The following is a 13,092-nucleotide window of genomic DNA, read 5'->3' as shown; positions in this document are numbered from 1 at the left end:
TAAAAAAGGATTGTTTTTTACGAATTTACCACATGAACCGTCCGGCCTTCAAGAAAAGCCCGCACGTTGCCTACGGCTGTATCCAATAATCTTGCTCTCGCGTCTCTAGTAGCCCAAGCCATATGGGGAGTAATGATGCAGTTTTGGGCTCCGAACAACGGATTGTCCTGCGTCGGCGGTTCGACGGAGAGCACATCCAGAGCCGCTCCGGCCAAACGCCCTTCATTGAGCGCTGCCGCCAAATCCTTCTCTTCAATTAAAGGACCTCTCGAGGTGTTGATCAGAAAAGCCGAAGGCTTCATACGCGAGATTCGCTCCGCGTTGATGAACTTTTCCGTGGAAGGTATCAACGGGCAGTGAAGGCTGACCACATCGGACTGCTCCAAAAGCGCATTCAGCTCCACCCATTCGACTCCCTCCACCTGCGGAGGTACGCTTCTGCCGCTGCCGACTGCGATGACCCGCATGTCGAAAGCGCGGGCAATCCTGGCCGTTTGGGTACCGATGCGCCCAAGCCCGATCAGGCCCAGCGTCTTGCCGGCCAGCTCTACTTGAGACGTCTTGGTGAAGCAAAAGTCAATGCTTCGCGACCATTCCCCCCCGTGAACGGCATCGCTATGCCACTGTGTCCGGTGGCACAGCTCCAGGAGCAGAGCGAATACAAATTGCGCCACGGAGTTCGTTCCGTATGCCGGTATATTCGTAACGGGAATTCCTCTCTCCTTGGCCGCCTGGATATCTACCACATTATATCCGGTAGCCAGAACACCGATATAGCGCAGCTTCGGCAGCTGCGAAAGCGTGTCCGCCGAGAGCGGCGTCTTGTTTGTAAGCACAATCTCGGCCTCCGCGGCCCGACGAATGATTTCGTCTGAAGGGGTACGGTCATAAATGACCGTTTCCCCGAGTTCCTCCAGACCCTTCCAATTCAAATCCCCCGGATTCAGGGTATATCCGTCCAACACAACGATTTTCATGTACGCATGGTTCCTCCTTATGATCTGATTGAAGCTTTATACAACAAACGGGCCACGTTCAGCGTGCACTGAAACAAATGGTTCTCGGCATCCTCCATGCATTCCTCAAGTGTCGAGGGGCCGCGTACGACAGAAAAGCAGCCGGCAAAATGGGGCGTAAGCCGTTCGCTGCCGTCTCCGAGACTGCCGGAGATCAGGATAGCTTCCTTTCCTGCTTCCTTGGCCAGTTGCGCCACATGATATGGAAGCTTGCCGAACAAAGTCTGCCCGTCGCTTCGACCTTCTCCGGTCATCACCCAATCCGCCTCATCGATCCGCTGCTTCAAACCGGACATTTCTTCCACCAATCGAGCGCCGGGAACCATATTCGCTCCCAGGGCCAACAGCGCAAAGCCAAGCCCTCCTGCGGCACCGGCTCCCGGCTGATCCCGCAGACTAAGGGACATTCGGGCCTCCAGCAGGTCAGCATATGACTTCATGCCTTTGTCCAATTGAAGTACGATCTCGGGAGAAGCTCCCTTTTGCGGACCGAAGATGTGGGAAGCGCCCTCCGGCCCGAGCAGCGGATTCGTCACATCGCTGGCAATCGTAATTCGGCAATCCGCAAGACGCGGGTCCAAGCCTTTCAAATCCGTCTCGGCCAGCTGCCCGAGCTCACGGCCGTATCCTTCCGCAGCTCGTCCGTCCTTGCAGGTAAAACGGGCTCCAAGCGCAATAAGAAGCCCCAATCCTCCATCGTTGGTCGAGCTTCCCCCAAGCCCGATGATCAATCGCCGATAGCCTTGATCCAGAGCGCTGCGAATGACTTCACCCAACCCTCTGGTCGTCGTGTGCAGAGGATTCCGGTGCTCCTTGGGCACCATAGGCAGTCCGATGACATTGGCCGCTTCGATAACCGCAGCAGGCTCTCCTTGATCCGTAATGACGCCATAATACGTGTCCACACGCTCTCCTCTAGGCCCTGTGACTTGAAGCCGAACGATGCTGCCGTCCGTCGCTTTGACCAAGGCGTCGACTGTACCTTCTCCTCCGTCCGCCATAGGAATCACGTTCACTTCAGCTGATGGAATTTCCTGAAGCAGGGCCCGGGCCATGATATTGCCTACCTGTACGGCCGTCAGGCTTCCTTTAAAGGAATCCGGTGCGACTACAATTTTCATCATTCATCCTCTCTCCCGTCTGATCTGATCTGCTGTTATCCTTATCATACACGAAAACGTAATCGCTTTCTTTATTGCTTTTAACTAAATTTTGAAGTTATTTTCAACTCAAATTCAGTTATAATATACAACAGAATGCAAGTAGAGGAGGACTGCTGATGCTAACCCCTGAATTGGCCGCCGAAATCGTTCAGGAAACGATGGAACGGCTTGACCGCAACATCAATATCATGGACTTGACAGGTACGATTATCGCCAGCGGTGATGCCGGCCGTATCGGACAATACCATGAAGCTGCCGCAGAAGCCATGCGGCAAAACCGGGAGTTGATCGTAGAGGAGCATCATGTCCCGCAATGGAACGGAGCTCACATCGGGATAAATTTGCCCGTTCATTATAATGGACGGGTGGTAGGAGCGATCGGCATTACGGGCACCCCGAATGAGGTCAAGCCTTTCGGCCATTTGGTCAAGATGACGACCGAGCTCATGATCAAGCAGAAACATCTGAAGCTGCAGGATGAATGGAAGCAAATGACCGTTGATTTGATTGTAGAGGAGCTTCTCCAATCCTCCGCTCCGGATTTGCCGATGATCGATCAAAGACTAGAGACGCTTCACTGCCGATTCAGCCCTCCCTATCAGGTGGCTGCCGCCGCTTACAAGCTGCCTTCGGAAAATAAAGGAAATGAAGGCCTTCTTGCCAAGGTCCAACGCATGTTTCAATCGGACAAGGCGCTGATCAGTCAGTACCGGCCGCAAAAACTGCTCTTTCTCTTTTATGAGATTCCCCCGGAAGGCGTTGAGCATAAGCTTGTCAAGCTGACGGAGCTGTTAGAGCGGGAGGCATTGAAGCACACCATTGGAGTAGGATCTCCCGTCATGACCCGCGAAGCGATCCGTCTCGGGTTTACGGAAGCGGATCTCGCCCTCCGTATGGGCGAATCCGAGGACCGCCCCCTGGTCCGCTTTGACACCGTGGAAGCCAAAGCTTTGGTTCATGAAATTCCATCAGAGCACCGCAACCGGCTGCTGACTAAAATTCAGCCTTACTGGAACGACAAAATGCGCGAGACGCTGCAGGCGTTTTTCGACTGCAGCCTGAGTATTGCAAGCTCTGCAAAAATGCTGAATATTCACCGGAACACGATGATTTACCGTTTGGAGCAAATCAAGGCGTTAACGGGCTACGATCCCCAACAATTTCAAGATGCCGTTCTGCTTCAGTTTGTGCTGTGGTTCAGACCGGAAAGCTTTCACATGGAATTAAACAAGGGCAGCAGCAGCGACTGAATCAACCCGATGATTCCGCCGAGCAAAACTCCCAGCCAGGTAATGGCCCGGAATTCTTTGCCCGACACGCCAAGTATGATTTCCTCCACGCGCTCAATCGGAAAGCGGGCAATCTGCCCTTCGACGATTTTAGGCAGCTCGATCGCTTCTATGATCCGTTCCATATGATTCGCAAGAAGAGCAAGCAGGCGCTCTGCCACTTCGGGAGTATACTCCAGCAGCGTCTCCCTGTAACGGCCGAGTGCCTCATCCAGGCGGGCTTCTCCCAGCTTATGCAGCCAATCCTCAAAACGGAGCAGCGACTGCGCTTTTTCTTTAAGAAAAGGCAGACTCTCCTCTTTGGCCGCCGCTTCAAGCACAACAGACAAACTCATGTCTTCAAATTGCTCTACTTTTTTGCGGATAAAATGACCGAGGGTGATCCGCACATTTGCGGATTCCAGCTGTTGAAGAAGAGCCGCCCGGATTTTTTCAACCGTCTTCGATTCATCCATAAACATGCCGGCCAGCGCGCCCAGAAAACCGCCTGTCTGCCCCATGAACTGGTTCGTCATTTGACGCAGCATATGTTCCCCGTTCGGTGACATCAGTTCCTTCCTGATTTCTTCAATCAACAAGTCGACTCCCCATTCTACGAAGCGCTCCCGCTTCTCTTCCGACCAATCCGGAAGCAGTTCCGACAGCTTCATATCTCCCAAGCCCTTTTCCAGCCAAAGCCATTCGATTCCCCGCCCCGTACGCTCCCGCAGCCATCCGGCAAGCCGCGAAATCCATTCATCCGCCTTTTCGGGAGTCAGCCACTTGGCGAGCAGTTCGCGTACCGTGATCTCCCGTCCCGTCCAATCCGTTACAATCCGGCCAAGCGCCTGTTCCAGACGGGCTTTCATTTCAGGCTTTTGCAGCATTTGCGAGAGCCCGTGAGCGGTAACCAGATATTCTCCTACCACTTTGCCAAGCGAGCGGCCGATTTCGTCCTTGCGTTTAGGGATAAGACCCGGCGTAAAAGGTACCCTTATTCCGAAGAGGCGCCATTCCCGGCGGGGATGAAACAGCATTTTGATCGCCAGGTGGTTGGTTACCCCGCCCACAAAACCGGCCACAGCTATATTCATTAAAATAAACCAGACATTCAGCATGCTGCGAAGTTCACATCCTTTTGCAAGTAGAGGCTCTTTCCCATTCACCAAGGGGAAAACGCCCTCATATGATGAAGTAGTTCGTTTGGTAATGTTCCAAGCATGCTGAGGCATGCCGTACGGCAAGCCCTTGCTGGGAAGGAGTTCCGCATGAAAAGAACAAAGGTCAGGATTCAAATACAAAACCCCGGCATTTCCTCGGACGGCTCCGTTCTGATGCTCAGCGATGCGATCGCAAAGAAATGGAAAATCCCGCTTCACACTACTCTGCATTTGCGCTTCGGAGCAAGCAAGCAGGAAGTAAAGATCATGCCTGTTTCGCAAACCGGCACGCTTCGCATAAGCAGAACGCTTGCTGCCGCATGGGGGCTGTCGCAGGGTGACCAGTTGTGTTTGCAGTACAAATCCGGAACACGTACGATTCAAATCGGACCGCTGATCGGCGTGATGGTCAGTCGCGTCCATCCTTCGTCGCCCGACAAATTGTTTGGCGCGAACACGGCATTCTGCAGGGAGTTATCCGATGCATGCAAGCTGTATGGCGCCGTGGTGTTCTTTTGCACCCCGGACGACCTCCACGGGCAGAGCGATACGGTTCAGGGGTGGCGCTATGCCGGAGGTGAGAAATGGGAAAAGCTCAACCTCCCGATCCCGAATGTCCTCTACAATCGGCTCACCTCGCGCAAGCTGGAAAAACGGCCGAATGTTCAGCATTTTATAAACCAAGTCAAAACCCGTCATAACACCATCATGTTTAACGAGAAATATCTGGACAAAACGGAAGTCTTTGACGCGCTCCGCAAGGAGAGCGGTCTGCATCTTTATTTACCGGAATCATACCTGCTGCGGAATTTTCAAATGCTGAAGTCCATGTGCGCAAAGCATAAAACCGTATTTCTCAAGCCCGTTACGGGAAGTCTGGGCAAAGGAATCATTCGGATACGCAAACAGCCGGACGGATCGTACATTTGTCATTTTACCAATCTGAGCGGCGCACGTAAACAATCGTTTTCCTCGTTAACCGGCGTGTTTGCCGCCGTATCCGGAAAAGTGAAAAAACATCGCTATCAAATCCAGCAGGGACTGGATCTGCTGACGGCGGGCGGAAGGCCGATCGATTTCCGCGCTTTAGTGCAGCGCGGCGAAACCGGGCAGTGGGCCATTACCTCCATCGTAGCCCGGATTGCGGGAAATCATCATTTTGTTTCCAACCTCGCCCGGGGCGGAAGCTTGAGCACCGTAAAAGAAGCGCTGGCCCGCTCAGGCTCTGCCGCCGCATCCGGCGGACTTCCGAAGCTGCGCCGGGCGGCGGTGCAGATCGCCAAAGGAATCGAAGCACAAGTGCCTGGCCATTTTGCAGAGCTCGGCATCGATCTGGCTATCGATATCCATGGACGCGTTTGGCTGATCGAAGTCAATTCGAAGCCGTCGAAAGAAGACAACACGCCGCTTGCAGCGGACAATAAAATCCGGCCTTCGGTGAAAAAGCTTGTACAATACGCCAGACATTCCGCAAGCTTTTAAGTTTTACCATTTCGGGCGGCTTCCCGTTCGGGAAGCTCCCTGCACTTATGGGGTGACGCGCATGATGATCTCCAGCTTCATGAGGATCGCTGATCGTTCGGTAGGCATCATGACGACGCATACCGATGAGGATCCGCCTTTTCGAAACCGCCGCTTCTACCGCAGCTTGTGTATAGCCGGTAGACGAAGCGGTTTGATGGTATTCGTGTTTACTCCGCCTGGCATCGATTGGAGCAGAAAGCAAGTGACAGGTTATGCCTATGATCCTGATCATAAGCAATGGATGTGCCGGACATTCCCGCTGCCGTCCGTCGTGTATGACCGGTGTTTTTTCACCGAACGGCATCAGTACGCAGCATATCGGGCGGTAATGCGCCGTCTGGACGAACACCCGTCCGTCCGCCTTTTAGGGTGCGGCCTTAAAGACAAATGGACCGTTCAGCAGCTGTTGGAGCAGGATGAACGGTTTGGCATTTATCTTCCCCGGACCGAACGACTGCGCGGCATGCGGACGGTGGCAGACTGGCTCCGGGAATGCCGGGAAGTCATCCTGAAGCCGCAAAGCGGCTCGCAAGGCCGCGGCGTGCTGCTCGTGCGGAGCAGGCCGCTCCCCGCGGCCGGAACGGTAAACACCGCTGAACCGGCATTTACCGTGCGCGGACGCGATAAGCGAAACCGCGCTTTTGAGCGGGATTTCGCGGACAAGGCCGCGCTGCTGGAATGGCTGCGCCGTTTTGTCGCGCGGCGCAGCTACCTGCTGCAGCAGTATCTGCCGCTGCAGACCCAAGATGGCGAAGCGTACGACGTGCGCGTGCTGGCGCAAAAAAACGACACCGGCCGCTGGCAGTTAACCGGCATGGCTGTTCGCCGGGGTCGGGACGGCAGCCTGACTTCAAACCTGCATGGAGGAGGCACGGCAGAGCCCGCCGCTCCCTTCCTCGCCCGGGAATTCGGGCGGGAAGCCGCCGAGGAGCTTCTTCGCAAGCTGACTCGCCTCTCGGAGGAGCTGCCGATCGCTCTGGAATCATATCACGGACGGCTCGTCGAGCTCGGGATAGATTACGGCGTCGACCGGGACGGTAATTTATGGATTCTTGAAGTGAATTCCAAGCCCGGCCGTTCCATCTTTACTTATTTGCAAGACGATCAGGCAAAGTGTGCAGCTTTGGCCAATCCCCTTCATTATGCATGGTATATCTTGCGGCAGCAGGACGAAAGGAAGCGTGGAAAAAATTTCGGAGGCACGGGAAGAAGACTCTCCGGGAAAGTCGTTGAAGGAGCAAGGATGCCAAAAAACCATTAGGCCGGAAATCACGTCATCCGTCAAAAAAGAACGCATCGGCGCTCAGGCTCGTTCCTTCTCCTGAAGCCAACAGTACCTACGAATCAGAACTGCTTTGCCAGTCGCAAAGTTTTCATATCCTCTTGCCTCATTCCTTACGAAGCCAGTTTTGCCTCCGGCAAAACGCAAAGCACATCTATACGAAGCCAGTTTTGCCTCCGGCAAAACTCTTAGGAGGTTCAACATGAGCTTGACAACTTGCACGATTCATGTCATTAAGCGGCAAGAACGGGTCGTTTACTTGACAAGTGAATTGGCCAAAACCCTGAAGGTGGCCAAAGCAAGAAATGTGACCTTAAAGCTCGGCAGCAAAAGCCTCTATTTGCAACTCAAGCTGCTGAAGAAGAGCGGAAACCAAGTCTATTTACCGTCATATGTGTACACCCAGTTACGCATTCCCAGAAGCGGCACCACTCTGATTGTTAGCGACAATACCGAACTTCGCCTGGGCCCGCTGATCGGCATCTTGACCAGCGTTTCTCCAGGCAACTCCGCTCCCTTCGGCTCGCGGACGGAATTCATCCGTCAATTCATGCAGGCCGGGAAAGACAAAGCGTTCTATTTCGGCTTCTCGCCCCGTGACGTGAACTGGTCGCAACAGACGGTAAACGCAGTCGTTCCGAGCGGCGGCGGCGGATGGGTCCGCAAAGTGCTGCCGCTGCCGGACGTGGTCTATAACCGATTGCCAAGCCGCAAAGCGGAGAAGCTCGCTTCCATGAATGCCTTCAAGAACCGCTTCGTGCGGCAGGGCATTCCGTTGTTCAACTGGAGCTTCTTTGACAAATGGGACGTGTACAATCTGCTCGAAGACACCGATGTCTTCAAAAACGTACCGGAGTCCCGTATCAATCCTACGCCGGCACAGATGAAGGAAATGCTGGAGAAGCACCGGTTTATTTATCTCAAACCGACCGCCGGCAGCCTCGGCATCGGAATTTACCGGTTGACGTATAATCCGAGGCAGGGGTATTACGCACGTTTCCGCAGGGGAGAACGCAATGTGCTGCTGCGTTTCAAAAAATTTGAATCGCTGATGTCCCTGTTAAACCGCCAGAGCAGCGGCTTAAACGGTTATGTCGCCCAACAGGGCATTAGGCTGATTGAAATCGACAGCTGTCCGATCGATTTCCGCTTCCATATGACCAAGAACATCAATAACCAATGGGTCGTTGCCGCGATCGGAGCCAAGAAGGCCGGCAGAGGCAGCGTCACGACACACGTGCGTACCGGCGGCCAATTGATGACGCCGGAGCAGGTGTTGAAGGAAGTATTAGGAACGCGGGCGGAGGCTGTTCTCGCCAACGCCAAAGAGACGGCCATCAAGCTGGCGGAGGCGATCGAACGCAATGACCGCCACACCCTTGGCGAGCTCGGTTTTGATATCGGGATCGATCAAAACGAACACATCTGGATGTTCGAAGCCAACTCCAAACCAGGGCGGTCCATATTTAAACACCCTGCCCTCAAGGAGCAGGGAAGACGTTCACTTCAGTATGTTTTCGACTATTGTCTCTTCCTGAGCCGATTCCGGTCAAGGAGGGATTCTTAAGTGGGTGCCATCATACAAAGGAAACAGAAGCGGCCCACCCTGGCCATTCTCACTTATGCCGACAAAAAAAGAGTATTCCGCGGGAACCAGGATAACTTTGTAGATCTGATCCGAATCGGTAAGGAACGCGGAGTGCAGGTATACGTCATGACCACATCTGATTTCAAGCTGTCCGGCAAGCATGTCCCCGGTTATTCATATCACCCTTCAACCAAATCGTGGACCAAACAGCGGATGCCTCTTCCCCATGTTGTCTATAACCGGATTCCTTACCGAAAATTCGAGCTTTATCCCGAGGTGCAGCAGGTCATTCAGACCTGTCTGCGCCACGGACAGATCCATTTTTTTAATCCGGCCTTTTTTAACAAATGGAACCTCTTCGAATGGATTAACAAATCGCAGAAAACAAGGCCCTTTATTCCCGTCACGGAGCGTTTGTCTTCAAGCACAGAACTTCATAAGATGCTTCTGGCTTATCCGTTCCTTTACCTTAAACCGATTCGCGGAAAAGCGGGCAAAGGCATCATGAGGGTCAGCCGCATTAGTGGCGGACGTTCAAAAGGCAACTCATACGAGCTCAGTATCCAGAACAAAACCAAAAGCCATATCTCCCGGTATTCGACCGTTTCGGAACTGTGGACGGAGATCCAACGCCAAATTAACTCCAAAGAATATATCATGCAACAGGGAATCGTCCTTTCAAGCTACAAGCAAAGACCTTTCGATCTGCGGGTTCTTGTGCAGAAGAACGGCAAAGGCCGGTGGACCATAACGGGCATTGGCGCGCGACTTGCGGGAAAGTCCAGTATTACGACCCACGTCCCGCGGGGCGGTTCGATTGACAATCCTGTCAAGCTGCTTAACTCCTCGTTCGGAACAGCTGGCAGCAAACGCATCATTAGAGAGGCGCGGAAGACAGCCTTGATCATAGCCAAACAAATTGAGAAATCGTACGGATATTCCCTCGGCGAAATGTCTATGGATCTCGGAGTGGACCAAATTGGACATATTTGGTTTTTCGAAGCCAACTCCAAGCCGATGAAGTTTGACGAACCCCCCATCCGAAAAAAATCGCTTGAAAATTTAATCGACTATTCCATTTACCTGTGCAAAAGAAAGCCCAAACGGTTCTTCAAAAAAAATTCAACCATGTCCGCTATAAAGAGCATTGCCGATGAAAGCAGGTGAAAAACGCGTGAGGTATCCAGTGGGGGTATTGGCTATGTATTTGGCGGGACAAAGACTAGAAGAAATTTCCTTTTTCCGTAAGCTGAGCATTAGCGGACGAAAGCTTGGACTGGAAATTTTGGTCTTCACACCAGATGATGTAGATAAAACCAGGTCCCGGATTCACGCTTTGAAATATAATCCTGCAATGGGGAAGTGGGTCCGAAAGTGGACCAGATTTCCGCCCATCATCTATGACCGCTGCCGTTACCATGGACTTGAAAATTTTCGCAAGCTGACAAGATTCCGCAAGCAGTACAGTTCCTTACGCTATTTAAGCCGCCCCCTCACCAACAAGTGGTCCATGCATCAGCTTCTATCCGAGAATTCAAGTATCAAACCTCACCTGCCGGCAACCGTCAAGTATAAAGATGCAAAAGAACTGGGCCAATTTCTCAAAAAGCATCCGGTCATCTTCATGAAGCCAAAAAGCGGAACTGGAGGCCGCGGCATCATCCGACTGCAGCGGCTTCGAGGCGGAGTCTATCTGATGCAGGGGCGCGACCCGAACCGGCGAATACTTCCCATGCATAAAGTGACCTTAGCGCAAATACCTGTGAAGCTTCGTGATTGGAAACTGGAAGAGAAATACATCCTTCAGCAAGGAATTCCACTTCGCTTAAAAGACGGCCGGGTTCACGACTTTCGCATGCTGGTGCAAAAAGACGGCAACGGAGAATGGCAGATCACCGGCTGCGCCGGCCGGATCGGGCCCGCACAGTCCGTTACTTCCAATCTGCACGGCGGAGGCACCGCCATTTCGATGGATGCCTTGCTGAAGAAGCGTTTCAATTCGGATGACGTCGTGAAGAACATTAAAAAGAGCGCATACGAACTCGGTCTAAACGTAATGAAGCACCTTGAGGATAAATTCGGCAGACTTTGCGAGGCGGGGATTGACCTGGCTGTTGATCCCAAAGGACATGTCTGGCTGCTTGAAGTCAATCCGAAGCCTTCGCGGGAAGTCTTTTACCGGATCGGAGAATTAGAAACGTACCGGATAGCCGTCAGACGTCCTCTCGAATTCGCACTTTGGCTGAACAAACAAAAAATCAGCGGCGTAACCCGCTGATTTTTTCCATTTTCTAATGGGATTTCCGTTATAATGCAAGTCGCTTCCTTCACGTTTCGTCTACTAGCTTCAGCAGTTCGCTGAAATCCGCAATCCTCACGTCTGCCTGATCCAGCTCTCCTTCCTTGCGGAAGCCGGCATAATCGCAGCCGACGACAAACAATCCGTTGGCATGTCCCGCCTCCACGTCGGAGGAGCGGTCACCTACCATCCAAGCGGAGCTTACCCCGTGCCGATCCAAGAGCATCCGTACCAGATCCGCCTTTGACCGGGTTCGGTACTCCCCTGCGCTGTAAAGTCCGCCCGGCTCAAACAGCGTCTCCAGACCTTGGTATCGGATGACCCCCTTCACATAATCCTCCAGTCCGTTGCTTGCGATAAACAGCCGTATTCCCCTGCTGCGGAGCCCTTGAAGAGTATGGGCTACACCGTCATACAGCTTCCCGTCGCCCCGCTCCATCCCTTCAATCTGCAGCTTTAACAGGAGCTCGTCCGCTCTGCGGTGAACTGCTTGGTCCACCTCGGGCATCACCATCTGCCAAATATGCTCGAGCAACATGCCCAGACCGCTGAGAACGTACTTTTCCGGCGGCGTTTCGCCTTCATACAGTCCCTCCTCGCGCAGTCTGTCGAACGTCGCCCGATAAGCCGGCAACAGCAACGTCTCCGTTTGAAACAAGGTCCCGTCCAGGTCGAAGATCATAGCCTCCGGCTTTGTGATTGCAATCGCCAATTCGTTTTCCTCCCCTGTCCTTCAAAAACGTCAAGTTCTATACAACCATGATTTGCAAAGAATGTCAATTAGGCATTGTCCACTGCTTTTATTCCTTTCCTGCAACAACCATCCACTCGTCAATTGTAATGGAGCGAATGGCCCCATCTTTCAGCACCAATCCGCAGTACTCCTGCAAATCCTTATCCGCCTTCAGGATATGGGATTCGACCTGCTTTACCTGTTCCTCCGTTCTGGCCGTTCGCCGGACCCAGGTCGGAAACTCGAATGTCTTCTTGCGGACCCGCTGTTTCAGTACTTCCAGACCTGCATCCTTCATCCATCCGGTCCACTGAGCTAGGCTGCAGCATCGCACGTGGCTCTCATCCCTTAACTTTTCTAATGTATTGATGAACAAATCCAGACGAGCTTCCTCCGGAACCACATTATCAATAAGCAGAAGCTTGCCTCCAGGCTTCAAGACGCGTGCCGCTTCCGTAATAAACCGCCCAGGGTCAGGAAAATGATGCGCGGCAATCCGGCAGGTGACCGCATCGAAGGAGTCGTCCAGAAACGGCAAATCCTCGGCATCAGCCACCACAAATCCAACATTGTCGCAGCCTTCCTCTATCAGATGCTTGCGAGCTGCAGCCAGCATCTCCTTTGTCAAATCCGTTGCAACTATTTGCGCTACAAATGGGGAGAGCGCTTTGGAAACATGTCCTCCTCCGGTAGCTGCGTCAAGCACTTGCCAGTCCGCTCCAGGCTCCAGCCACTCCACCAAAAGCGGAAGATCATCTCCTTTGGCATGGATGCTGCTAGTCACATATTTTTCCGCATTTCTGGAAAACTGATCCCGAACGGTTTCTTTTGCCTGTTTTGGGTCCATCATGGCTTTTTGTTCCCTCCCGCATAATTTGATTATAAGGCGGACCGTAATTTTCAAAATCTCTTTCAAGCAACATTACCAATTTATCACAATTCGGTCGGCCCTCCCAGTTAACGCGCATTTTTTTTACTTTTTGCCCGAAGGCTTGCTGAAACGACAAAACAGGCGAAATCCGTTGACTTCGCCTGGACAAGTAAATTCGCTTATCTTAC

The 13,092-nt window shown here is 52.9% G+C and carries 11 protein-coding genes; 6 read left to right on the top strand and 5 right to left on the bottom strand.

The window, feature by feature from the left end; all coding sequences use genetic code 11:
• Window positions 1–17 precede the first annotated feature (17 nt).
• A complete protein-coding gene (locus tag NR121_RS18000; protein ID WP_062406941.1) occupies window positions 18–977 on the bottom strand; it encodes a D-2-hydroxyacid dehydrogenase in 960 nt (319 codons plus the stop codon).
• Window positions 978–994: 17 nt separating this feature from the next.
• Entirely contained in the window at window positions 995–2,140 is a 1,146-nt protein-coding gene (locus tag NR121_RS17995; protein ID WP_306274569.1) for a glycerate kinase, read from the bottom strand.
• 155 nt (window positions 2,141–2,295) lie between these two features.
• Here NR121_RS17995 and NR121_RS17990 point away from each other — a divergent pair, with 155 nt between their 5' ends.
• A complete protein-coding gene (locus NR121_RS17990) occupies window positions 2,296–3,429 on the top strand; it encodes a CdaR family transcriptional regulator (RefSeq protein WP_062406939.1) in 1,134 nt (377 codons plus the stop codon).
• Here the strand turns inward: NR121_RS17990 and NR121_RS17985 are convergent.
• Entirely contained in the window at window positions 3,393–4,565 is a 1,173-nt protein-coding gene (locus NR121_RS17985) for a DUF445 domain-containing protein (protein WP_256831628.1), read from the bottom strand. The two genes, NR121_RS17990 and NR121_RS17985, sit on opposite strands and share 37 nt — an antisense overlap.
• 150 nt (window positions 4,566–4,715) lie before the next feature.
• Here NR121_RS17985 and NR121_RS17980 point away from each other — a divergent pair, with 150 nt between their 5' ends.
• The 5 genes from NR121_RS17980 (at window position 4,716) to NR121_RS17960 (ending at window position 11,279) form a co-directional block, all read left to right on the top strand.
• On the top strand, window positions 4,716–6,089 hold the full coding sequence (locus tag NR121_RS17980) for a YheC/YheD family endospore coat-associated protein (RefSeq protein WP_256831627.1): 1,374 nt from the start codon (window positions 4,716–4,718) through the stop codon (window positions 6,087–6,089).
• Between the two features lie 61 nt (window positions 6,090–6,150).
• Window positions 6,151–7,392 (top strand): YheC/YheD family endospore coat-associated protein, encoded by a 1,242-nt coding sequence (locus NR121_RS17975; protein ID WP_235594232.1) that lies wholly within the window; start codon window positions 6,151–6,153, stop codon window positions 7,390–7,392.
• Window positions 7,393–7,615: 223 nt separating this feature from the next.
• Complete coding sequence (locus tag NR121_RS17970; protein WP_062406933.1) at window positions 7,616–8,980, top strand: YheC/YheD family endospore coat-associated protein; 1,365 nt, start codon at window positions 7,616–7,618, stop codon at window positions 8,978–8,980.
• The gene (locus NR121_RS17965; RefSeq protein ID WP_062406931.1) at window positions 8,981–10,168 is read left to right on the top strand and encodes a YheC/YheD family endospore coat-associated protein; all 1,188 of its coding nucleotides are present in this window, start codon (window positions 8,981–8,983) and stop codon (window positions 10,166–10,168) included.
• Window positions 10,169–10,175: 7 nt separating this feature from the next.
• Window positions 10,176–11,279 (top strand): YheC/YheD family endospore coat-associated protein, encoded by a 1,104-nt coding sequence (locus NR121_RS17960; RefSeq protein WP_137669887.1) that lies wholly within the window; start codon window positions 10,176–10,178, stop codon window positions 11,277–11,279.
• Window positions 11,280–11,328: 49 nt separating this feature from the next.
• Here NR121_RS17960 and NR121_RS17955 read toward each other — a convergent pair whose 3' ends face one another.
• Both NR121_RS17955 and NR121_RS17950 read right to left on the bottom strand, forming a co-directional pair.
• Complete coding sequence (locus NR121_RS17955; RefSeq protein ID WP_062410824.1) at window positions 11,329–11,982, bottom strand: HAD family hydrolase; 654 nt, start codon at window positions 11,980–11,982, stop codon at window positions 11,329–11,331.
• Between the two features lie 118 nt (window positions 11,983–12,100).
• Window positions 12,101–12,883: a class I SAM-dependent methyltransferase gene (locus NR121_RS17950; RefSeq protein WP_171005835.1), complete on the bottom strand. Its 783-nt coding sequence runs from the start codon at window positions 12,881–12,883 to the stop codon at window positions 12,101–12,103.
• Window positions 12,884–13,092: the final 209 nt, after the last annotated feature.

Origin of the sequence: Paenibacillus sp. Pae15 (assembly GCF_024519685.1) — a bacterium.
Classification (GTDB): Bacteria; Bacillota; Bacilli; order Paenibacillales; family NBRC-103111; genus Paenibacillus_G; species Paenibacillus_G naphthalenovorans.
The sequence above is the reverse complement of the archived record's forward strand: the minus strand, read 5'-3'. Positions and strand labels throughout refer to the sequence as shown.